This window comes from Pseudomonas sp. BO3-4, assembly GCF_034044115.1.
GTDB lineage: Bacteria > Pseudomonadota > Gammaproteobacteria > Pseudomonadales > Pseudomonadaceae > Aquipseudomonas > Aquipseudomonas alloputida.
Genome location: NZ_CP139018.1, coordinates 2,106,349 through 2,127,229 on the forward strand (window position 1 = coordinate 2,106,349; position 20,881 = coordinate 2,127,229).

Here is a 20,881-nt window from a genome sequence, read left to right on the forward strand (position 1 = left end):
TGAGTGCGTGGCGCTTTACATGATTCGGGAGTGGCGACAATGCCTGCCATCGTTCTGCTTGGTCACCCTCACCATTGCCCATTGTGCGGCCCCACCAGCGTCAGCAGCGGCTCCAGCCTGTTCTTCGTCAACGGCAGGGCGGCCGCCAGGGTTGGCGACAGGCTCGGGTGTGGGGCGGCGATCATCAGCGGCTCGGCACTGATGCTGGATGAAGGGCAGCCGCTTGCCAGGGTTGGCGATGCTACCAGTCATGGCGGCGTCCTGGAAAATGGCGATAACAGTTGGTTGCTCGATTAAGCGAAGTGGGAGCGGTTCAGCCCCCACAGGGAAGGGGCAAGATCAGAGACTGACGGCCTTGCCATCGGTGCGCGCTTGCGCCAACAGCAGGTTCAACTGGGCAACCTGCTGACGCAGCTGGTCACGTTCGTCCTTCAGTTTACGCAGCTCATCACGGCGCACGGAGACATAGAGGGTCTGGGGTGGGGTTGCTGGCATCAATGTACCCATGAGCACACCTCGCGGTTTTGGCTGGTGACAAGTCAAAGCGTAGACGCTTCACGCGGGGCGCATTCTGAATTCTTTCACCGGGCTTGGGAACTTTTTTGTTTATTGTGGTCTTGCCGTTCGTCGCTGAACCCTCGGGCGGCATGCTGGACTAATCTGAAAAGCTGGACTGTCGTCATCCATTTCGAAAAGGGAGCATTGGCTCATGCAACTGGGAATCATCGGGCTGGGCCGTATGGGCGGCAATATCGCAAGGCGCCTGATGCGCGCCGGTCACCGCACCGTGGTGCACGACCGCAACCGTGAAGCCATCACCGGCCTGGAGGGCGAAGGCGCCCAGGGCGCGCATGACCTCGGTGCACTGGTGCAAAAGCTGAAAGCGCCGCGCGCGGTCTGGGTGATGCTGCCGGCTGGCGACGCCACCGAGCAGACTATCGCCCAGCTGGCCGAATTGCTGGAACCGGGCGATGCGATCATCGACGGTGGCAACACCTTCTACAAGGACGACATGCGCCGCGCCGCCGAACTGGCCAAGCGCGGCCTGCATTATCTGGACGTCGGGACTTCCGGCGGCGTGTGGGGCCTGGACCGCGGCTACTGCATGATGATCGGCGGCGAAAAGGACGTGTTCGAGCGCCTCGAGCCGCTGTTCAAGGCGCTGGCGCCGGGCGTGGGCGACATCCCGCGTACCCATGGCCGCAGCGGCGAGCACCAGCGTGCCGAGCACGGCTACATCCACGCTGGCCCACCCGGCGCCGGGCACTACGTGAAAATGGTGCATAACGGCATCGAGTACGGCCTGATGCAGGCCTATGCCGAAGGCTTCGACCTGCTGCGCAGCAAGGGCGGCAACGAGCTGCCCGAAGACCAGCGCTTCGACCTGAACGTGGCCGAAATTGCCGAAGTGTGGCGACGCGGCAGCGTGGTGACCTCGTGGCTGCTCGACCTTACCGCCGATGCGCTGGTGGCCGACCCTCAGCTGTCGCAATTCAGTGGCTCGGTGTCCGACAGTGGCGAAGGCCGCTGGACCATCGACGCCGCCGTCGAGCAGGCGGTGCCGGTGCCGGTGTTGTCCAGCGCACTGTTCGCGCGCTTCCGCTCGCGCCAGCAACAGGGCACCTACGGTGACAAGATCCTCTCGGCCATGCGCCTGGGCTTCGGTGGCCACGTCGAGAAGAAAGGCGAATGACTAAACAGACCCTTGCGGCCGCCCCCCCTTGTACCCTGTTCCTGTTCGGCGCCAATGGCGACCTGGTCAAGCGCCTGCTGATGCCCGCGCTGTACAACCTCAGCCGCGACGGTTTGCTGGACCGTAACCTGCGCATCGTCGGCGTTGACCATAACCCGGCCAGCGCCGAGGACTTCGCCGCGCGCCTGCACGCGTTCATGGTCGAGCGTGACAAAGGAAGCGAGGGCAGCGCCAAGTGCCTGGACGAGAAACTATGGGCCCGCCTGGCCAAGCGCCTGGATTATCAGACGGGCGACTTTCTCGATCCGGCTACCTACCAGGCCCTGGCCAGGCGCATCGACAAGACTCGCCACGGCAATGCCATTTTCTATCTGGCCACGTCGCCGCGCTTCTTCCCCGAGGTGGCGCAGCGCCTGGGGCAGGCCGGCTTGCTGGACGAGTCTGCCGGCGGCTTTCGCCGGGTGGTGGTTGAAAAACCGTTCGGCACCGACCTGGCCAGCGCCGAGGCGCTCAACGCCTGCCTGCTGAAGGTGATGGGCGAGCGGCAGATCTACCGCATCGACCATTACCTGGGCAAAGAGACGGTGCAGAATATTCTGGTCAGCCGCTTTTCCAACGGCCTGTTCGAATCGTTCTGGAACAATCACTACATCGACCACGTGCAGATCACCGCAGCGGAAACCGTCGGTGTCGAGACCCGGGGTGCGTTCTATGACAGCACCGGCGCCCTGCGCGACATGGTGCCCAACCACCTGTTCCAGTTGCTGGCGATGGTGGCCATGGAGCCGCCGGCCGCGTTCGGCGCCGATGCGGTGCGCGGTGAAAAGGCCAAGGTGGTCGGCGCTATTCGCCCATGGTCGGCAAAAATGGCCCTGAAGAATTCCGTGCGTGGCCAGTACAGCGCTGGCAAGCAGGGGCGCAAGCCGTTGCCAGGCTACCGGCAGGAGGCCAACGTCGCGCCGGATAGCCAGACCGAGACCTACGTGGCGCTGAAGGTGATGATCGACAACTGGCGCTGGGCCGGCGTGCCATTTTACCTGCGCACCGGCAAGCGCATGAGCGTGCGTGACACCGAGATTGCCATCTGCTTCAAGCCCGCACCGTATGCGCAGTTTCGCGAGTCGGAGCTGGAACGGCCCAAGCCCAACTACCTGAAAATCCAGATCCAGCCCAATGAAGGCATGTGGTTCGACCTGCAAGCCAAACGGCCCGGGCCAGAGCTGGTGATGGAGAATGTCGAGTTGGGTTTTGCCTACAAGGACTTCTTCAAGATGACCCCGGCCACTGGCTACGAGACGCTGATCTATGACTGCCTGACCGGTGACCAGACCCTGTTCCAGCGGGCTGACAACATCGAAAACGGCTGGCGAGCGGTGCAGCCGTTTCTCGATGCCTGGGCCCAGGGCGGCGAAGTGCATGAGTACTCGGCTGGCGAAGATGGGCCTGAGGCCGGCAATGAATTGCTGACCCGCGACAAGCGGGAGTGGCACCGGTTGGGGTGAGAGGTTTCAAGCCTGTGCCGGCCCTTTCGCGGGCAAGCCCGCGCCTACAGGGAATTCCATTCCCTCAGGCACCTGCGAAGCGGGCAGCACAGGCAACCACACAAAGGAGACTCAATGCCTGCCCACATCGAAGACTACGCCCTGCTGGGCAACTGCCGCAGTGCGGCGCTGGTCAGTCGCGATGGCGCGCTGGACTGGCTGTGCCTGCCACGCTTCGACGCCCCCGCCGTGTTCGCGGCCCTGCTGGGCAACGAAGAAAATGGCCGCTGGCGCCTGGCCCCTTGCGACCCGGTAACGCACAGCAGCCGCCAATACCTGGGCGACACCCTGGTGCTGGAAACCACCTGGGTCACCGCCAGCGGTCGTGCCCGGGTGCTCGACTTCATGCCCCTGGGCGAAGTCAATTCGGTGGTGCGCATCGTCGAAGGCTTGTCTGGCGAAACCCATTTCGAAATGGACCTGGTCATGCGCTTCGACTACGGCCGCAGCGTGCCCTGGGTGGAACGGCTCGACCCACTGACCCTCAGTGCCGTCGCCGGCCCTGACCGGTTGATCCTGTGCAGCACCGTGCCCCCGCAAGCCCGCGACCATCATACCGGCTGCCGCTTTCGCGTCAGCACGGGCCAGCGCCAGGTCTTCAGCCTGCGTCACCAGCCCTCGCACTTGCCGGTGCAGCCTGACTGCAACATCGACCATGCCCTGGCAAACACCTGCGAGCAATGGCAGGCCTTCGCCGACCGCTGCCCGCAGGTAGGGCCATATACCGTCCTGGTGCGTCGTTCGCTGCTCACCCTCAAGGCCATGACCTACGCCCCCACCGGCGGTATTGTCGCTGCCGTCACCACGTCGTTGCCTGAGCGTGTGGGTGGCGAGCGCAATTGGGACTACCGCTTCTGTTGGCTGCGCGACGCGACCATGACCCTGCTGGCCTTCATGAACCTTGGTTACTTCGACGAGGCCCAGGCCTGGCGCGAGTGGCTGCTGCGCTCGGTGGCTGGCAACCCCGAGCAGATGCAGATCATGTATGGCCTGGCTGGCGAGCGTGACCTGCAGGAGTACACCTTGCCGTGGTTGGCCGGTTATGAACATTCACAGCCGGTGCGGGTGGGCAACGCCGCCTCGGCGCAGACACAACTGGACATCTATGGCGAACTGGCCGATGCGATGACTCAGGCGATCAGGGGCGGGTTGCCCCGTCACCCGCGCAGCGCCGCCATTTCGCGCCTGATATTGCCTTATGTCGAACGCATCTGGCGCGAGCCGGACGAGGGCATCTGGGAAGTGCGTGGCGGCCGGCAGCAGTTCGTGCACTCCAAGGTGATGGCCTGGGTCGCCTTCGACCGCGCCGCAGGGCTGGCCGACACCACAGAAGAAGGCCGCGAGCGCGGGCAGCATTATCGCCAGGTGGCGGACGAAATTCACCGCGACGTGTGCGAGCACGGCCTGGACCCCAGCGGCCGGTTCTTCGTCCAGGCCTATGGTTCGACCGAAATGGACGCCAGCCTGTTGCAGATCGCCCTGACCGGCTTCCTGCCGGCGGATGACCCACGCTTCATGCGCACCCTCGAACAGATCGAACAGCGTCTGATGAAGAACGGCCTGCTGCTGCGCTATGACAGTGACAGCTGCAGCGACGGCCTGACGCCGGGAGAGGGCACCTTCCTGGTGTGTTCGTTCTGGCTGGCTGACGTTTATGTATTGCTGGGGCGCCAGGGCAAAGCCGAAGCGCTGTACCAACACCTGACCGGCCTGTGCAACGACCTCGGCCTGCTGGCCGAACAGTACGACCCGGCCGGCCAGCGCATGCTCGGCAACTTCCCCCAGGCCTTCAGCCAGATAGGCATCATCAACACCGCGCTGAATCTGCACCGCGCACAGTGCCCGGCGCGCGACCGGGCGCGTTGTGGGTAGCGAATGAGTAGGGCGACTGCCTTGACCGGAGTAGACTAGGCCAAACCCTTTCGGCACGGAGCATACATGGGCATTCGCGGTACTGACCGGCAGATCGACAACATCGAGTTCAATGTCAGCGACATCTCACGGAGCAAGGCCTTCTATGGCAGTGTATTCGGCTGGGCGTTCACCGACTACGGGCCGACCTACACCGAGTTCAGCGATGGCCGGTTGACGGGTGGCTTCACCACGGGTGAGCCGGTGCGCCCGGGCGGGCCGCTGGTCATCCTGTACGCTGACGACCTGGAGGCCACGCAGCAACGGATCGAAGCTGCCGGGGCGAAAATCAGCCGGGCGACCTTTGCCTTCCCCGGCGGGCGGCGCTTTCATTTCATCGACCCGGACGGTTATGAGCTGGCGGTGTGGACGGCGCAAGCCTGATGGCCAATCACAAGATCGAAATCCGCCGACGCAATATCGAAAAAATCCTGCAAGCGGCGGAAAAGGTGTTTGCAGAGAAGGGCTACGGCGCCACCTCCATGGGCGATATCGCCGAGCAGGCTGAGCTGCCACGCTCCAACCTGCATTATTACTTCAGCACCAAGGACGAGCTGTTCCGCGCGGTGCTGCAGGACCTGCTGGATGTATGGAAGCAGGACGCCCTGTGCTTCGAGAACTTCGACGACCCGCGTGTGGTGCTGACCAGCTACATCCGGGCGAAGATGGGCCATTCGCGTTCGCGGCCGCTGGGCTCGAAGATCTGGGCCGAAGAGATGCTGCACGGGGCGCCGGTGCTGGGGGTTAACCTCGACGAAAGCCTGGTGCCCTGGGCGAAGATGAAAGAAGCCAAGATCCGCTGCTGGGTGGAAGAGGGGCGTATTCTGCCGGTAGAGCCTTCGGCGTTGCTGTACATGATCTGGGCGTCTACCCAGCACTATGCTGACTTTGGTTACCAGGTTCAGTTGCTCAACGGCGGCGAGGCGCTGTCTGACATGGCCTTCGAGAATGCGGTGCAGACGGTGACCAGCGTGATCTTGCGGGGAATAGGGCTGGAGCCGTGATCCGGCATTCCAGGTGGACGTGGTCTTTTTGTGGGAGCGGCCTTGTGTCGCGATTGGGCCGCGAAGCGGCCCCTCGATGTCTGTATCGCGGCAAAAACTGCTGGGGCCGCTGTGCGGCCCAATCGCGACACAAGGCCGCTCCCACAGGGGCCGCGTCAGCTGTTCAGGCGGTGACCCGCTTCAACTGGCCTCACGGTAGGGGTTACGCGGATCCTGCGTCCAGTTCAGGTACGGCTTGCCGGTGTCCTGCGCCTCCATTTCGATGCAGTTTTCCACTGGGCAGGTGATCTGGCACAGGTTGCAGCCTACGCATTCCTCTTCGATCACACTGTAGGCATGCGTGCCGTCAGCCTTCAGCGTGCTGGCAATCGCCTGGTGCGAGGTGTCCTCGCACGCAATGTGGCAGCGCCCGCAGCCAATGCACGCCTCCTGGTCAATGTGCGCGACCGACTTGTAGTTGATGTCCAGGTATTTCCAGTCGGTGGTATGCCCCACCGCCTGCCCGCGGAACGCTTCGACAGTGGAATGCCCATGCTGGTCCATCCAGCGTGCCAGGCCGTCCTGCATGTCCTCGACGATACGGAAGCCATGCAGCATCGCCGCCGTGCACACCTGCACGGCGCCACTGCCCAGGGCCATGAACTCGGCGGCGTCACGCCAGTTGCCGATGCCGCCAATGCCACAAATCGGCAAGCCCCGCGTTTCCGGGTCGCGGGCGATTTCCGCCACCATGTTCAAGGCGATCGGCTTCACTGCCGAACCGCAGTAACCGCCATGGGTGCTCTGGTCTCCGACAATCGGGTGGGCCACCATGCGGTCCAGGTCGACGCTGGTGATGGAGTTGATGGTGTTGATCAACGACACCGCATCGGCCCCGCCCCGGTGCGCGGCGCGGGCCGACTGGCGGATATCGGTGATGTTCGGCGTAAGCTTCACGATCACCGGCAGCGAGCAGTAGGTCTTGCACCAGCGGGTGACCATTTCCACATATTCCGGCACCTGGCCGACGGCCGCCCCCATGCCGCGTTCCGGCATACCGTGCGGGCAACCGAAGTTCAGCTCGATGCCATCGGCACCGGTGGCTTCCACCAGCGGCAGGATGAACTTCCACGACTCCTCTATGCACGGCACCATCAGCGAGACGATCAATGCGCGGTCGGGCCAGTCCTTCTTCACCTGGGTAATTTCACGCAGGTTGATGTCCAGTGAGCGGTCGGTGATCAACTCGATATTGTTGATCCCCTGTACCTGACGGTTGGGGCCATAGTGCGCCGAGTAGCGCGACGACACGTTGACCGCCGCAGGGTCTTCGCCCAGGGTCTTCCAAACCACGCCGCCCCAGCCGGCCTCGAAGGCGCGGACCACGTTGTAGGCCTTGTCGGTTGGCGGTGCTGAGGCCAGCCAGAAGGGGTTGGGTGCCTTGATGCCGGCAAATACGATAGACAAGTCGGCCATTTACGCTGCCTCCACGTTGAGCATGAGTTGGGCATGGATGGCTTCGGCGGCCAGCTTGCCGTGTTGCACGGCCTGCACGGTAAGGTCCTGCCCCAGCGCGGTGCAGTCGCCGCCTGCGTACACGCCCGGCAGGCTGGTCTGCAGGTTTTCGTCCACGCGGATGCGCTCACCCTCGCGGGCCAGTTGCGCAGCCACCGGGTCGCCGAGGCTGGCATCGTCAAAGCGCTGGCCAATGGCCTTGAAGATGGCGTCCGCAGCCAGCTCGAAGGTTTCGCCGGTATCGCGCAGGCGGCCTTCCGCCAGCTCGGTGCGGGCAAAGCGCATGCCGCGGACCCTGCCGGCGTCATCCAGCAGCACGGCATCAGGGCGGGCCCAGGTGTGCAGGCGTACCTGGTTGGCCTTGGCAATGTCCTGCTCGTGGCCGGTAGCGCCCATGTCGGCGTGGCCACGGCGGTAAACCAGGTTGACGTCGCGGGCCCCCAGACGGCTCATCTGCACAGCCATGTCGATGGCCGTGTTGCCAGCACCGATCACCAGGCAGCGGTCAGCCAACGGTAGCTGGCTCAGGTCATCGGCCTGGCGTAGCTCACGGATGTACTCGGTGGCGGCGAGCACGCCGGGTGCTTCCTCGTCGGGCAGCCCTAGCTGGCGCACGGCATTCAGGCCGAGGCCCAGGAACACCGCGTCGTACTGATCGCGCAGTTCGCCCAGGCTGAGGTTGCCACCCAGGCGCTGGCCATGGCGGACTTCGATACCGCCAATGCCCAACAAGAAATCCACTTCACGTTGGGCATAGTCGTCTACCAGCTTGTAGCGGGCGATGCCGTACTCGTTGAGGCCACCGGCTTTGTCGCAGGCCTCGAACACCACCACGTCATGGCCGTGCATGGCCAGGCGGTGGGCGCAGGACAGCCCTGCCGGGCCGGCGCCGACCACGGCGATTCGCTTGCCGGTGGCTGCCGAGCGCTTGAACGGGTGTGCGCTGAACTGGGCGTTGTCCAGGGCGTAACGCTGCAACTGGCCGATCAGCACCGGCGCGCATTCCTGGGCATTGTTGCGCACGCAGGCTTGCTGGCAGAGGATTTCGGTGGGGCACACGCGGGCGCAGCTACCGCCCAGAATGTTGGCCGAAAGAATGCGCTCGGCGGCGCCTTGCAGGTTTTCGTCACTGATGCGGTGTATGAACGAGGGGATGTCAATTTCGCTGGGGCAAGCGTTGACGCAGGGGGCGTCGTAGCAGTACAGGCAGCGTGCACTTTCCAGGGCGGCCTGACGCGCGGTGAGGGGTGGGGCCAGGTCGCTGAAGCGCTCGGCCAACTGGTCGGCGCCGGCCCGTGGGCGCGGCAAGTGGTTCAGGGCGTTGGTCACGGTTGTAGCCTCTCTATTTTTTTTGGTGCAGGCGACAGGTATTGCGGTCGATTCTGGGGCCGCCCCCACAGGCGATCGCGGTCCTTGTGGGAGCGGCCTTGCGTCGCGATGGGCTGCACAGCAGCCCCAATGGCTTCAGCGCTGAACAGGCATCGGCCGCTGATGCTCGGCCCGGCGCCCCAGCACCTCATACACCGACGGGTACGCCGGCCGTTCCACATACCGCCCCGCGCCCGGCTCGGCGCGCAGGTCGCCATCGGCCCAGAGCACCTTGCCCTGGCTGATGGTGTGGCTTGGGATGCCGCGCACGGTGCGGCCTTCGAAAATGTTGAAGTCCACCTGCTGGTGGTGGGTTTTGGCGGAGATGGTGCGGGTGCCCTGCGGGTCCCACAGCACCAGGTCGGCATCGGCACCCACGCGGATAGCGCCCTTGCGCGGGAACAGGTTGAAGATTTTCGCCGTGTTGGTAGAGGTCAGCGCGACGAATTCGTGCATCGACAAACGCCCGCTGTTGACCCCGGCATCCCACAGTACTGCCATGCGGTCTTCGATGCCGGCGGTGCCGTTGGGGATGCGGCTGAAGTCGTCGCGGCCCATGGCTTTCTGCTCGGCGCAGAAGCAGCAGTGGTCGGTGGCGGTGGTGTGCAGGTTGCCTGACTGCAAGCCGCGCCACAGCGCCTCCTGGTGCTCGCGTGGGCGGAACGGCGGGCTCATCACATAACCGGCGGCGGTGGCCCAGTCCGGGTCACGGTAGACACTGTCGTCCAGCAGCAGGTGGCCGGGCAGCACCTCGCCATACACCGGCTGGCCCTTACCTCTCGCATAGGCGATTTCATCCAGTGCCTCGCGGCTGGAAATGTGCACCAGGTACAACGGCGTGCCGAGGGTTTCGGCAATGCGGATGGCGCGGCTGGCCGCTTCGCCTTCAACCTGCGAAGGGCGCGACAGCGGGTGGGCTTCCGGCCCGGTCATGCCCTGGGCGAGCAGTTTTTTCTGCAGGTGGTACACCAGCTCGCCGTTTTCGGCATGCACGGTGGGCACCGCGCCCAGTTGCAGGCAACGCTCGAAGCTGGCCACCAGGGTATCGTCGGCGGCCATGATCGCATTTTTGTAGGCCATGAAATGCTTGAAGCTGTTCACCCCGTGCTTGGCCACCAGCTCGCCCATCTCTTCGGCCACCTGCTCGCTCCACCAGGTGATGGCGACGTGGAAGCCATAGTCGCTGGCGCTTTTCTGCGCCCAGCCACGCCAGGTGTGGAAGGCCTCCAGCAACGACTGCTGCGGGTTGGGAATGACGAAGTCGATGATCGAGGTGGTGCCGCCAGCCAGGCCCGCAGCGGTGCCGCTGAAGAAGTCCTCGCTGGCCACCGTGCCCATGAACGGCAACTGCATGTGGGTGTGCGGGTCGATGCCGCCGGGCATCAGGTACTGGCCGCTGCCGTCGAGGATCTCGCAGTCGGTGGGCGGTTCGAGGTTTTGCCCGATGGCACGGATCAGGCCATCGGCACACAGGACATCGGCGGGATAACGCTCTTCGTGGGTAACCACGGTGGCGCCACGGATCAACAGGGACATGCCGTTTTCCTCGCAGGCTGACCGGTCTTGGCCGGTTCTTTGCATTGTCATGGATGCCAGGGCGGGCAGGGCGGTCAATCCTGTCAGGCCTGACAAGATTCGAGGCTAGATGCTGATTCTGGATTCAGCAAGAAAATTTTCCCATTAAATCTGTGGTTTTTAAGTTACTGATATTTAAAGGAAAAAATTAACGCGCGAATGGGCGATGGGGTTTTCAGGGTATTTGACTAACTTGACAAGATGAAAATCTGGTCGAGATTTCTAAGCACAATTCCGCGTGCGAACTCCGGTCATCGAATCAGCCTGATGAGCGAAAAATAGAAGAAAAACTGGAGAAGGGCCTATGCAACAGAGCAGATCGGAAGTGGTCGAGCAAGATGGCCTGTTCGAGCTGTCCGAGGGCAGCGATGTCCTCGACAGCCCGCGCTACAACCCCGACATAGCACCGACCAAGGTGCACCAGCGCACCTGGAACAAATGGCACATCACCGCCCTGTGGGTGGGCATGTCCATCTGCGTACCCACTTACACCCTCGGCGGTGTCCTCACCGCCTACTTCGGCCTCAGTGTTGGCGAAGCGCTGCTGGCGATCCTGCTGGCCAACGTTATCGTGCTGATCCCGCTTACCCTCAATGCCTTTCCCGGTACCAAGTACGGCATCCCGTTTCCGGTGCTGCTGCGTTCGTCGTTCGGCATTCTTGGCTCCAACGTACCGTGCCTGATCCGCGCAGTGGTTGCCTGTGGGTGGTTCGGTATTCAGACCATGTTCGGCGGGCTGGCCATTCACCTGTTCCTGGGTTCGGTGTTTGACGGCTGGAAGGCGCTGGGCGGGACAGGCGAGGTGATTGGCTTCATGATCTTCTGGTGCCTGAACCTGTGGGTGGTGCTGCGCGGCGCCGAGTCGATCAAGTGGCTGGAAACGCTGTCGGCACCGCTGCTGGTGGCAGTGGGCGTCGGTCTGCTGTTCTGGGCCTTGCCGCACATGTCGATGACCGAACTGTTGGCACAGCCGCCCAAGCGCCCAGAAGGGGCGAGCGTGGTCAGTTACTTCTGCGCTGGGCTTACGGCCATGGTCGGCTTCTGGGCCACACTGTCGCTGAACATTCCCGACTTCAGCCGCTACGCCCGCAGCCAGAAGGACCAGATTCTCGGGCAGATCTTCGGCCTGCCGCTGACCATGTTCCTGTTCGCTGCGCTGGGTGTGGTGCTGACCGCCGCTTCGGCGTCGCTGGTGGGCGAGACGGTGTCCGACCCGGTCACCCTGATCGGCAAGATTCAAAGCCCGTTCTGGGTGGCCCTGGCCATGGCGCTGATCGTGATTGCCACGCTGTCGACCAACACCGCGGCGAACATCGTGTCGCCCACCAATGACTTCCAGAACATTGCCCCACGCCTGATCGGCCGAAGCCGCGCGGTATGGCTGACCGGCTTTATCGGCCTGGCGCTGATGGGGCATGAACTGCTGAAGAAACTGGGCCTGATTGTCTCCGACCTTAGCCTGGAGAGCGTGTATTCCAACTGGCTGCTGGGCTATTCCAGCTTGTTGGGGCCCATTGCCGGCATCATGGTGGTGGACTACTTCCTGATCCGGCGGCAGAAGCTGGACCTGGCCGGGCTATACCGCGACGACGTGTATCCCGCGTGGAACTGGGCCGGTTTTGCCGCCTTCGCCTTGCCAGTAGGGCTGACGGTAATGGCGATTGGCAACAGCAGTTTCAGCTGGTTCTACGACTATGGCTGGTTCACCGGCTCGTTGCTGGGCGGTGCACTGTACGCCGCGCTTGGCGGTTTGGCGGCACGCAACCCGGTGCGGTTGGTCAAACCCTTGCCTTGAGGCCTCGAAGAGGCCCGTACAAACAATAAGAAGCCTGAAGGAGAAGCCCGTGACCCCCGTCAAAGAGATCCTGAAGACCAACGCCCGTCACGTCGACAGCACCCGCCTGTGGCAGTCGCTGATGGACCTGGCCCGGCTCGGCGCCACTGCCAAGGGCGGTGTCTGCCGCCTGGCCTTGACCGACCTCGACCGCCAGGCCCGCGATCTGTTCGTGCAGTGGTGCGAGGCGGCCGGTTGCTCGGTCAGCATCGACGCTGTCGGCAACATATTCGCCCGCCGTCCGGGCCGTAACCCCAAGCTGCCGCCGGTGATGACCGGCAGCCATATCGACACCCAGCCCACCGGCGGCAAGTTCGATGGCTGCTTCGGGGTGATGGCCGGGCTGGAGGTGATCCGTACCCTCAACGACCTGGGCGTGGAAACCGACGCGCCGCTCGAAGTGGTGGTGTGGACCAACGAAGAAGGTTCGCGTTTTGCGCCGTGCATGATGGGTTCAGGGGTGTTCGCCGGCAAGTTCACCCTGGAAGACACCCTGGCCAAGCGCGATGCCCAGGGTGTCAGCGTTGGCGAAGCGTTGAACACCATTGGCTACGCCGGTCCGCGTGCCGTGTCGGGGCACCCGGTGGGGGCGTATTTCGAAGCGCATATCGAGCAGGGTCCTATCCTTGAGGACCAGGCCAAGACCATCGGCGTGGTCCTCGGCGCGCTGGGCCAGAAGTGGTTCGACCTGACCCTGCGCGGTGTTGAAGCCCATGCCGGCCCTACGCCGATGCACCTGCGCAAGGACGCCCTGGTGGGGGCAGCCGCTGTGGTAGAGGCGGTCAACCGCACGGCGCTTGCCCACCAGCCCCACGCTTGTGGCACGGTGGGTTGCCTTCAGGCGTACCCGGGCTCGCGTAACGTGATCCCGGGCGAAGTGCGCATGACCCTCGACTTCCGCCACCTGGAGGGCGAGCAGTTGAATGCGATGATTGCCGATGTGCGCGGGGTGATCGAGGCGACCTGTACCAAGCATGGCCTGAGCCATGAGCTGGTGCCCACGGCAGACTTCCCGGCGCTTTACTTCGACAAAGGCTGTGTCGACGCCGTGCGTGAGTCGGCCAAGGCGCTGGGCCTGCCGCACATGGACATCGTCAGTGGGGCGGGGCATGACGCGATCTTCCTGGCCGAGCTGGGGCCGGCGGGGATGATTTTCGTGCCGTGCGAAAACGGCATCAGCCATAACGAGATCGAGAACGCCACGCCCGATGACCTGGCGGCGGGCTGCGCAGTGTTGTTGCGGGCGATGCTGGCGGCGTCGGAGGCAATTGCCAGCGGGCGGCTGGCGGCCTAGGCACTGGCCTGAAGAAGGCCGTTACGGCCAAGGTGATAGCGCTGCAGGTCCTGCGCCAGGGTCAACTGCCCGCTGTAATGGGCGAGGGCCTCGTCGCGCACGGTGTCGATGTGCGGGCTGCGCCGTGGGTCGTTCTGGTAGCGGGCGCTGAAATGCGTCAGTACCAGGTTGCGCACGCCAGCGGCCTCGGCAAAGCGTGCCACCTCAGCGGCGGTGCTGTGGCCGAACGTGCCCCCGGTGCGTTCGACCACCGCCTGGGTGAAGGTGGCTTCGTGCACCAGTACATCCGCACCCCTGGCGACGGCTGCCAGCAGCGCTGGTTTGTCGTTGTCCCCGCACACGATCACCCGCTGGGGCGGACGCGAAGGGCGCAGGTAGTCGTTGCCGTTCAGCCGTTGCCCATTGAACGTCACGGTCAACCCCTTGGCCAGCTCGCCCCACAGCGGACCACGCGGTATGCCCTCGGCGTCCAGGCGCTGGATGTCCAGGCGTGGCTCAGGGTTGATTTCGGTGAATACGAAACCCACGCTGGGCACCCGGTGCGACAGTTGCACGGTGGTCACCTGCAGGGTCTCGCTGCGCCATGCGATCAGCGCTTCCAAGGGCAACAGGCGCAGCTCGAACGGCAGGAAGGTGTCGCTGGCAATCAGGCCCTGGCGTACCCAATCGTGCAGTACGGCGGGCAGGATCACTTCCAGCGGCTGGGTGCGCCCGCTCATGCCCGCGCTGGCCAGCAGGCCGGGCAGGCCGAAGCAATGGTCACCATGCACGTGGGTGATGAAGATCGCGCGCAGGTCGCGGATCGAAAGCGGGGTGTGCAGCAGGCGGTGCTGGGTGCCTTCGCCGCAATCGACCAGATACCAGTGGCTGCCACTGGCTTCGATCACGGCTGTGGCGCTGACATTGCGTGCCTTGGTGGGCACCCCGGCGGAGGTGCCGAGGAACAGCAGGTCCATGCTCAGGCTCCTGTTTCAGGCCAGAAGCGGCCAAGGTGATACGGGGCGCACACCTTAGCCGGATTGCCATCCGCCGTCGACGGCCCGCTAGTTATCCTGTCGCCAGATGAGCTTGCTGGTGTCATACCCTTGCTCTCGGGCGATTGTCAGCAGTTGCTCGCGCTGCTGGTCGGTGACCGCTGGCGTGCGCGAAAGCAGCCACAGGTACTCGCGGTTGGGGTGGCCGACCAGAGCCACGCGGTAGTCCTTGTCGTGGTACAGCACCCAGTACTCGCCCTTGGTCAGGCCCGGTGCCAGGCGGCTGAACCAGTTGTCGAAGCGCACCCACAGCTTGTCGGTGCTGCCCGGTTGCTGAGCCTCGGCGATGCCCTTGGCTTCATTCCACTGGCCGTCCTTTTCCTGGCAGCGGTTGGTTACATCGATACGGCCGTCCTCGCGCAAGCCATAGCGCGCCTCGGACTTCACGCAGTTACGCTGGAAGAACATCGGCAGTCGCGCCAGTTCATACCAAGTGCCCTGGTAGCGTTGCAAGTCGACCTGCTGGGTGCGCGGCGGTGCCGGGTGATCGTTGCCGGCGCAGCCGAGCAGGGCCAGGGTCATGCAGGAAAGCAGCAGTGTAGTGCGCAGCGCCATGGGTGACCTCCTTGGAGCGGATGGGGCGTACCTGTGTTTCGACGCCTGTGCGGGGAAAAAGTTGTAGACGATATTGCCTGCGGGTAAACCCGTGCAGGAGCGGTTTTACCCGCGAAAGGGCCCGCACAGGTCCGCACAGGCCTGCCTCACAGCCAGTACGTCACCGCCCACCATCCCAACCCGCCCATCACCACGGTATAGGGCAGCGCCATCCACACCATCCGTCCATACGACAGCCGGATCAGCGGCGCAATGGCCGAGGTCAGCAGGAACAGGAACGCCGCCTGCCCGTTCGGCGTCGCCACGCTTGGCAGGTTGGTGCCGGTGTTGATCGCCACCGCCAGTGTTTCGAAATGCTCGCGGCTCATGCTGCCGTTGAGAAATGCCTGCTTCACTTCGGTGATGTAGATGGTGGCAACGAACACATTGTCGCTGATCGCCGACAGCAAACCGTTGGCCAGATACAGCATGCCCGGTTGCTGTTCGGCCGGCAGCGTCAGCACCCAGCTGATCAATGGGCTGAACAATTGTTGCTGATGAATCACCGCGACCACGGCAAAGAACACCACCAACAGCGAAGTGAATGGCATGGCGTCCTGGAAGGCACGGCCCAGGCGGTGCTCGTCGGTGATGCCGGTGAAGGCCGTGATCAGTACGATCACCATCAGGCCGATCAGGCCGACCTCGGCCACATGCAGCCCCAGGCAGATGATCAGGATCAGGGCAGCAAGCCCTTGTACCCACAGCGCGATGCGCTGGGCCTGGGTACGTGCGGCATCGTCCTCGGCGGCATAGGCAGCCAGTACCTGGCGCACTGTTTCAGGCATCAGCGTGCCGTAGCCGAACAGGCGCAGCTTTTCCAGCAACACGCAGGTCAGCAGGCCGGCACCCAGCACCGGTATCGACACGGGCGCCACCTTGAGGAAGAAGTCAGCGAAGTGCCAGCCCATCTCGTGGCCGATCAGCAGGTTCTGCGGCTCGCCCACCAGCGTGCACACGCCACCCAGGGCGGTACCCACTGCGCCGTGCATCAGCAAGCTGCGCAGGAACGCGCGGAACTGGTTCAGGTCGTCACGGTGTAACTGCGCCACTTGCTGGTCGCTGTCCAGTGCGCTGTCTTCACGCGGGTTGGCGCCGGACGCCACGCGATGGTAGACCGCATAAAAGCCGACCGCGGCGCTGATGATCACGGCCGTCACGGTCAGCGCATCGAGAAAGGCCGAAAGGAATGCCGACAGTACGCAGAACAGTAGCGACAGCATGGCTTTCGAGCGCACACCCAGCAGAATGCGCGAGAACAGGAACAGCAGCAGTTCCTTCATGAAATGGATACCGGCGACCATGAACATCAGCAGCAGGATTACCGGGAAGTTGTGCTGCAGTTCTTCGTACAGTGCCTGCGGCGTGGTCATCTGCAACAGCAGGGCTTCGATCAGCAACAATCCGCCGGGCATCAGCGGGTAGCACTTCAGCGCCATGCCCAGGGTGAAGATGAACTCGATTACCAGCGCCCACCCTGCTGCAGCCGGGCCAATGGTTGCCAGCAGAAGCGGATTGAGCACCAGGAACAGGCAGATGACCGCTTTGTACCAAAGCGGCGACTGGCCCAGGAAACCGTGAGCGAGGGCGCCGGTCAGGGAGCGCGACATGAATATGTATCCTTATGATTCAGCGATGGCGCACGGTGCCGGATCATTGCGCCTTAGGCAAGGCATACAGTCCCGTTTTTGGCACAAGTACGGTCATCGGCATGAGTTAACATCCGGACCATGAACTTTTCGCCCGCAGGAGTGCCGCCCGTGACCGAGTACAGTGCATTAAAGGTCGAACTGACCGACAGCGTCGCCCATGTTCAGATCAATCGCCCAGAGAAGGTCAACGCGATGAATGCGGCCTTCTGGGAGGAAATCGTCGACATCTTCCAGTGGATCGATGACACCGATGCCGTGCGCGCGGTGGTGATCAGCGGCGCTGGCAAGCACTTTTCCGCCGGTATCGACCTGATGATGCTGGCCTCGCTGGCTGGGCAGATGGGCAAGGACGTGGGCCGCAATGCACGCTTCCTGCGCAAGACCATCCAGCGGCTGCAGGCCTCGTTCACTGCTGTGGACACGTGCCGCAAACCCGTACTGGCGGCCGTGCAAGGCTACTGCATCGGCGGCGCCATCGACCTCATCTCGGCGTGCGACATGCGCTACTGCAGCAGTGACGCGCAGTTCTCGATCAAGGAAATCGACATGGGTATGGCGGCCGATGTCGGCACATTGCAACGTTTGCCACGCATCATTGGCGACGGCATCATGCGGGAGCTGGCGTTTACCGGGCGCAATGTCGAGGCCGACGAGGCGCTGCGCATCGGCCTGGTCAACCGAGTCTATGATGATCAGGGCGCACTGATGGACGGCGTCTTTGCCATCGCCCGCGAGATTGCCGCAAAATCGCCGATCGCTGTGGCCGGCACCAAGGAAATGCTCAGCTACATGCGTGACCATCGCATCGACGATGGCCTGGACTACATTGCCACCTGGAACGCCGCAATGCTGCAGTCCGAAGACCTGCGCGTGGCGGTGGCGGCGCACATGAGCAAACAGAAACCGACGTTCGCCGACTGATCGGGCCGGGGGACGCGCAGTAAAGGAACCCCCGACATGTCAGCACGCTGGACTACTGCAGTACTCGACCCACAGATGACCGGGGGGCTAGCCGTGGCCTGCAGCCCTGAAGGGTTTCTGGTGGACGCCAACGGCGCGCTGTTCCCCCGCGACTGGCTCAAGCGCCAGGACCTCGACGTGCTGTGCGAGCACGGCATCGGTCACTTTGACGGCCAGCCGGTGTTCCTGCTGGAACTGCGCAGCGCCACTGATGTGCCTGGCTGCAGCTGGCGCGGCCTGCGTGCGTTCATGCTCGAAGGCGACTTCGACACCTACAAGGTGCTGGGCTATGCCGCACAAATCGGTACCTGGGCGCGCGAGCATCGCTTCTGCGGCAGTTGCGGCCAGGCGATGACGCAAATTCGCTGGGAGCGGGCGATGTACTGCCAGCCCTGCGACCTGCGCAGCTATCCGCGCATTTCACCCTGCATGATCGTGCTGGTGACCCGCGGTGATGAAATCCTGCTGGCGCGTTCGCCACGCTTCGTCACCGGGGTGTACAGCACCTTGGCAGGTTTCGCCGAACCGGGTGAATCGGCTGAAGACTGCCTGGTGCGCGAAGTGCGCGAAGAAGTGGCGGTGGAGGTGCAGAACATCCAGTACGTCGGCAGCCAGTGCTGGCCGTTTCCGCATTCGATGATGTTGGGTTTCCATGCCGAGTATGCCGGGGGCGAGATTGTCATGCAGCCGGACGAGATCGAGGACGCCAAGTGGTTCAGCGTCCACGACCTGCCGCCGCTGCCGGCCGGGCGTTCGATTGCCCGGTACCTGATCGATCTGTATGTTGCGCGGCGCCTGGGCCTTGATATCCCTGCTTTCCCGTCCTAGCTGCAGTGAACAATGTTCTCCGACTAGGCGCAGGGCGCAGGCAATGGTCATTCCATTGCCAAAGCCCCTCAGGCCTGCCCGAACCAGTGTTGCCACGCTAAGCGCACGGTCAACGCCAGCACCACGGTGATGAACACCGGGCGGATGAACTTGCTGCCGCCGCTGATCGCCGTGCGTGCGCCGAAAAAGGCGCCGACCATGACCGACAGGCCCATGCACAGGCCGACGATGTAGTCCACCTGCCCGGAAATGATGAACACCGTCAGCGCCGCGATGTTGCTGACGAAGTTCATGCTGCGCGCCACGCCGCTGGCGCGTACCAGGTCGATGGGGTACAGCAGCAGGGTACTGACCGTCCAGAACGCACCGGTACCCGGGCCAGCTACGCCGTCGTAGAAGCCCAGGGTGAAGCCTTGCGGGACTTGCCACTTTTTCTTGATCGGTGCATCGGCATCCAGCGGCGCCTTGGGCGTGCCGCCGAACAACAGGTAGATGCCACAGGCGAAGACGATCACCGGCAACATCTTGTTCAGCCATTCGGCTGGCATGTAGTGGGCGATGACGGCGCCGAGCGACGCCCCGGTCAGGGTGGCGAACAATGCCGGGCGCCACTGCGCCGGGTGGAACAGTTTGCGTTTGTAGTAAGTGAAACCTGCAGTGGCCGAGCCGAAGGTGGAACTGAGCTTGTTGGTGCCCAGTACCAGGTGCGGTGGCATGCCGGCAGTGAGCAGGGCCGGAGTGGTGAGCAGGCCCCCGCCACCGGCGATGGCGTCGATGAAACCGGCGACGAAAGCGACCAGCGCCAGGATGAGTAAGGTTAGGGGTTCTACGGTGAGTTCGAAGGGCATGGGAGGCTTTCAAGCTGAAGGGCCGGATTGCGGCAAATGGACTGATAATCGGCCATGATAATCTCTCGTCCCTGAGGCTGTCAGTGTTTCAAGCCGTTTACTTGTTTCATAACACCCGATGCAGACGTGCTCGTTCAGGTTAGTGTCTTTATGACCCTCGCCTCACTGATCTGAGAGTGGCTGGATGTGATAGATCAGGTGACGTAGCGGGTAATTGAATGCTCGAATGCCTTTTGGCGGTTTGCTGGGACGCTAATGCTAAGTTGTTCAACTGGGCTCTATACTTATGGCTCTTTTCCACTAGTCCTATGTAGGCAAGTTTTCCGTCTATGTCCAAATGCTTGAGATAGTCAAAGTCTTGAATGATGGGGCCTTCAATATTGCCTTTCTTGAAACGCCAGTTAAGGACTGCTGTGTCTCTAAGCTCAGCAAGCATGGCGTCCATCTTCGGAAGCCTGTAGATCATCTGGAGGGTGTCTTGGGTTACGTTTGGACTGTCAACGATAGTGGAGTATTGTTCGAGGTTGGGGAAATTCGTGATTGCTTCCCTTGCTTTGTTGATGTAATGAATCCTGGGCTTCACGAACTTATTCTTTACGCTATTCCACATTGTATTGAGGCGGCGTAACATATGTCCCGAAGGGTCGTGGTAATTTACTGGGTCACCCAGGCAATAGGCATAGGCGTTATGTGTGTGTTTTGTAAACGGGCTGAGGCTGTCTGCTGAATAAAATCGAGCTAATCTTGGACTAAAGGCGCGATAACCGTTACCAAGGAGGTAGCAGTTTGTGACGTCATCGAAGCGTTGTCCGGTGAATCCCATCATATGAGCTGTAAAGCTGTACCCGTAAGCGGTGTAGGTCAGGTTGCAAGTGCCGCTGCGATAAGAGCGCCTTGCTATGGAGTTACGTGAGTCTGTTGCCAGTAATAGTGTTTCGGTTGAGTGTTCCGCCAGAGGAATGTTTGAGATGGAAAACACTGTTACGGAACGTCCGCTGTCAATTTTCGAAGACAGGTGGTCATTTTTGTAAAATAAGCATTGCTTCCTGTTTTGTGACATGGTCAACCTGCTGGCGTGGGAATGGTCAATTGAGACTACCCTCGAACAAAATAGGCAGGCGCGCAACTGGTAGATTTGCCAGTTGCATACAGACACCACATAAGTGTGTTGCTTGTACCGGCCCTTTCGCGGGTAAACCCGCTCCTACAGGTACTGCACAGGTCTTGAGGACGGTGGAGGACCTGTAGGAG

General features: G+C 62.7%; 19 protein-coding genes. 10 read left to right on the forward strand and 9 right to left on the reverse strand.

All coding sequences use genetic code 11. The features are described from left to right. The first annotated feature begins 39 nt into the window (after window positions 1–39). On the forward strand, window positions 40–297 hold the full coding sequence (locus REH59_RS09525; protein WP_014860811.1) for a PAAR domain-containing protein: 258 nt from the start codon (window positions 40–42) through the stop codon (window positions 295–297). 42 nt (window positions 298–339) lie between these two features. Here the strand turns inward: REH59_RS09525 and REH59_RS09530 are convergent, their stop codons facing one another. Next, window positions 340–507 carry a DUF6026 family protein gene (locus REH59_RS09530; RefSeq protein ID WP_014860810.1) on the reverse strand — a complete coding sequence of 56 codons (168 nt, stop codon included), beginning with the start codon at window positions 505–507 and terminating at the stop codon, window positions 340–342. Between the two features lie 202 nt (window positions 508–709). Here REH59_RS09530 and gnd point away from each other — a divergent pair, with 202 nt between their 5' ends. From gnd to REH59_RS09555, 5 genes are all read left to right on the forward strand, one after another. Further along, window positions 710–1,693 (forward strand): phosphogluconate dehydrogenase (NAD(+)-dependent, decarboxylating), encoded by a 984-nt coding sequence (gene gnd / locus REH59_RS09535; protein ID WP_003251278.1) that lies wholly within the window; start codon window positions 710–712, stop codon window positions 1,691–1,693. Next, the gene (gene zwf / locus REH59_RS09540) at window positions 1,690–3,195 is read left to right on the forward strand and encodes a glucose-6-phosphate dehydrogenase (RefSeq protein WP_012051802.1); all 1,506 of its coding nucleotides are present in this window, start codon (window positions 1,690–1,692) and stop codon (window positions 3,193–3,195) included. The genes gnd and zwf overlap by 4 nt, the downstream gene beginning before the upstream one ends. A gap of 114 nt (window positions 3,196–3,309) precedes the next feature. Then, window positions 3,310–5,106, forward strand: a complete 1,797-nt coding sequence (locus tag REH59_RS09545) for a glycoside hydrolase family 15 protein (protein WP_014860809.1) — start codon at window positions 3,310–3,312, stop codon at window positions 5,104–5,106. A gap of 66 nt (window positions 5,107–5,172) precedes the next feature. After that, the gene (locus REH59_RS09550) at window positions 5,173–5,529 is read left to right on the forward strand and encodes a VOC family protein (RefSeq protein WP_003251273.1); all 357 of its coding nucleotides are present in this window, start codon (window positions 5,173–5,175) and stop codon (window positions 5,527–5,529) included. After that, window positions 5,529–6,149 (forward strand): TetR/AcrR family transcriptional regulator, encoded by a 621-nt coding sequence (locus tag REH59_RS09555; protein ID WP_121784248.1) that lies wholly within the window; start codon window positions 5,529–5,531, stop codon window positions 6,147–6,149. Before REH59_RS09550 ends, REH59_RS09555 begins: the two co-directional genes overlap by 1 nt. Window positions 6,150–6,329: 180 nt before the next feature. On the opposite strand, the gene preA is transcribed toward REH59_RS09555, so the two are convergent. From preA to hydA, 3 genes are all read right to left on the reverse strand, one after another. Further along, window positions 6,330–7,604, reverse strand: a complete 1,275-nt coding sequence (gene preA / locus REH59_RS09560; RefSeq protein WP_014860806.1) for an NAD-dependent dihydropyrimidine dehydrogenase subunit PreA — start codon at window positions 7,602–7,604, stop codon at window positions 6,330–6,332. After that, entirely contained in the window at window positions 7,605–8,972 is a 1,368-nt protein-coding gene (locus REH59_RS09565; protein ID WP_014860805.1) for an NAD(P)-dependent oxidoreductase, read from the reverse strand. Window positions 8,973–9,107: 135 nt separating this feature from the next. Then, window positions 9,108–10,547, reverse strand: a complete 1,440-nt coding sequence (gene hydA, locus REH59_RS09570; RefSeq protein ID WP_004576981.1) for a dihydropyrimidinase — start codon at window positions 10,545–10,547, stop codon at window positions 9,108–9,110. 343 nt (window positions 10,548–10,890) lie between these two features. Between hydA and REH59_RS09575 the strand changes: the two genes are divergently transcribed. Both REH59_RS09575 and REH59_RS09580 read left to right on the forward strand, forming a co-directional pair. Next, window positions 10,891–12,381, forward strand: a complete 1,491-nt coding sequence (locus REH59_RS09575) for an NCS1 family nucleobase:cation symporter-1 (protein WP_047604814.1) — start codon at window positions 10,891–10,893, stop codon at window positions 12,379–12,381. Window positions 12,382–12,430: 49 nt separating this feature from the next. Beyond that, window positions 12,431–13,714 carry a Zn-dependent hydrolase gene (locus REH59_RS09580; RefSeq protein ID WP_014860802.1) on the forward strand — a complete coding sequence of 428 codons (1,284 nt, stop codon included), beginning with the start codon at window positions 12,431–12,433 and terminating at the stop codon, window positions 13,712–13,714. On the opposite strand, the gene REH59_RS09585 is transcribed toward REH59_RS09580, so the two are convergent. The 3 genes from REH59_RS09585 to nhaB all read right to left on the reverse strand — a co-directional run bounded on the left by REH59_RS09585 (window position 13,711) and on the right by nhaB (window position 16,952). Next, window positions 13,711–14,670 (reverse strand): ribonuclease Z, encoded by a 960-nt coding sequence (locus tag REH59_RS09585; RefSeq protein WP_014860801.1) that lies wholly within the window; start codon window positions 14,668–14,670, stop codon window positions 13,711–13,713. The two genes, REH59_RS09580 and REH59_RS09585, sit on opposite strands and share 4 nt — an antisense overlap. An 87-nt stretch (window positions 14,671–14,757) precedes the next feature. Then, entirely contained in the window at window positions 14,758–15,303 is a 546-nt protein-coding gene (locus REH59_RS09590; protein ID WP_003251256.1) for a lipocalin family protein, read from the reverse strand. 146 nt (window positions 15,304–15,449) lie between these two features. Then, window positions 15,450–16,952 carry a sodium/proton antiporter NhaB gene (gene nhaB / locus REH59_RS09595; RefSeq protein WP_003251254.1) on the reverse strand — a complete coding sequence of 501 codons (1,503 nt, stop codon included), beginning with the start codon at window positions 16,950–16,952 and terminating at the stop codon, window positions 15,450–15,452. Window positions 16,953–17,102: 150 nt separating this feature from the next. Here nhaB and REH59_RS09600 point away from each other — a divergent pair, with 150 nt between their 5' ends. Both REH59_RS09600 and nudC read left to right on the forward strand, forming a co-directional pair. After that, on the forward strand, window positions 17,103–17,915 hold the full coding sequence (locus tag REH59_RS09600) for a crotonase/enoyl-CoA hydratase family protein (protein WP_014860800.1): 813 nt from the start codon (window positions 17,103–17,105) through the stop codon (window positions 17,913–17,915). 36 nt (window positions 17,916–17,951) lie between these two features. Next, window positions 17,952–18,782 (forward strand): NAD(+) diphosphatase, encoded by an 831-nt coding sequence (gene nudC / locus REH59_RS09605; RefSeq protein WP_320450487.1) that lies wholly within the window; start codon window positions 17,952–17,954, stop codon window positions 18,780–18,782. A gap of 68 nt (window positions 18,783–18,850) precedes the next feature. Here nudC and REH59_RS09610 read toward each other — a convergent pair whose 3' ends face one another. Continuing rightward, a complete protein-coding gene (locus REH59_RS09610; protein ID WP_060489072.1) occupies window positions 18,851–19,630 on the reverse strand; it encodes a TSUP family transporter in 780 nt (259 codons plus the stop codon). A 148-nt stretch (window positions 19,631–19,778) separates the two neighbouring features. Further along, window positions 19,779–20,690 carry an RHS repeat-associated core domain-containing protein gene (locus REH59_RS09615; protein WP_128573738.1) on the reverse strand — a complete coding sequence of 304 codons (912 nt, stop codon included), beginning with the start codon at window positions 20,688–20,690 and terminating at the stop codon, window positions 19,779–19,781. Window positions 20,691–20,881: the final 191 nt, after the last annotated feature.

Excerpts from the sequence above, each read along its gene's own strand:
- REH59_RS09525 (WP_014860811.1), top strand. The coding sequence starts at position 40 with ATGCCTGCCATCGTTCTGCTTGGTCACCCTCACCATTGCCCATTGTGC.
- REH59_RS09530 (WP_014860810.1), bottom strand. The coding sequence starts at position 507 with ATGGGTACATTGATGCCAGCAACCCCACCCCAGACCCTCTATGTCTCC.
- gnd (WP_003251278.1), top strand. The coding sequence starts at position 710 with ATGCAACTGGGAATCATCGGGCTGGGCCGTATGGGCGGCAATATCGCA.
- zwf (WP_012051802.1), top strand. The coding sequence starts at position 1,690 with ATGACTAAACAGACCCTTGCGGCCGCCCCCCCTTGTACCCTGTTCCTG.
- REH59_RS09545 (WP_014860809.1), top strand. The coding sequence starts at position 3,310 with ATGCCTGCCCACATCGAAGACTACGCCCTGCTGGGCAACTGCCGCAGT.
- REH59_RS09550 (WP_003251273.1), top strand. The coding sequence starts at position 5,173 with ATGGGCATTCGCGGTACTGACCGGCAGATCGACAACATCGAGTTCAAT.
- REH59_RS09555 (WP_121784248.1), top strand. The coding sequence starts at position 5,529 with ATGGCCAATCACAAGATCGAAATCCGCCGACGCAATATCGAAAAAATC.
- preA (WP_014860806.1), bottom strand. The coding sequence starts at position 7,604 with ATGGCCGACTTGTCTATCGTATTTGCCGGCATCAAGGCACCCAACCCC.
- hydA (WP_004576981.1), bottom strand. The coding sequence starts at position 10,547 with ATGTCCCTGTTGATCCGTGGCGCCACCGTGGTTACCCACGAAGAGCGT.
- REH59_RS09575 (WP_047604814.1), top strand. The coding sequence starts at position 10,891 with ATGCAACAGAGCAGATCGGAAGTGGTCGAGCAAGATGGCCTGTTCGAG.
- REH59_RS09585 (WP_014860801.1), bottom strand. The coding sequence starts at position 14,670 with ATGGACCTGCTGTTCCTCGGCACCTCCGCCGGGGTGCCCACCAAGGCA.
- REH59_RS09590 (WP_003251256.1), bottom strand. The coding sequence starts at position 15,303 with ATGGCGCTGCGCACTACACTGCTGCTTTCCTGCATGACCCTGGCCCTG.
- nhaB (WP_003251254.1), bottom strand. The coding sequence starts at position 16,952 with ATGTCGCGCTCCCTGACCGGCGCCCTCGCTCACGGTTTCCTGGGCCAG.
- nudC (WP_320450487.1), top strand. The coding sequence starts at position 17,952 with ATGTCAGCACGCTGGACTACTGCAGTACTCGACCCACAGATGACCGGG.
- REH59_RS09610 (WP_060489072.1), bottom strand. The coding sequence starts at position 19,630 with ATGCCCTTCGAACTCACCGTAGAACCCCTAACCTTACTCATCCTGGCG.
- REH59_RS09615 (WP_128573738.1), bottom strand. The coding sequence starts at position 20,690 with ATGTCACAAAACAGGAAGCAATGCTTATTTTACAAAAATGACCACCTG.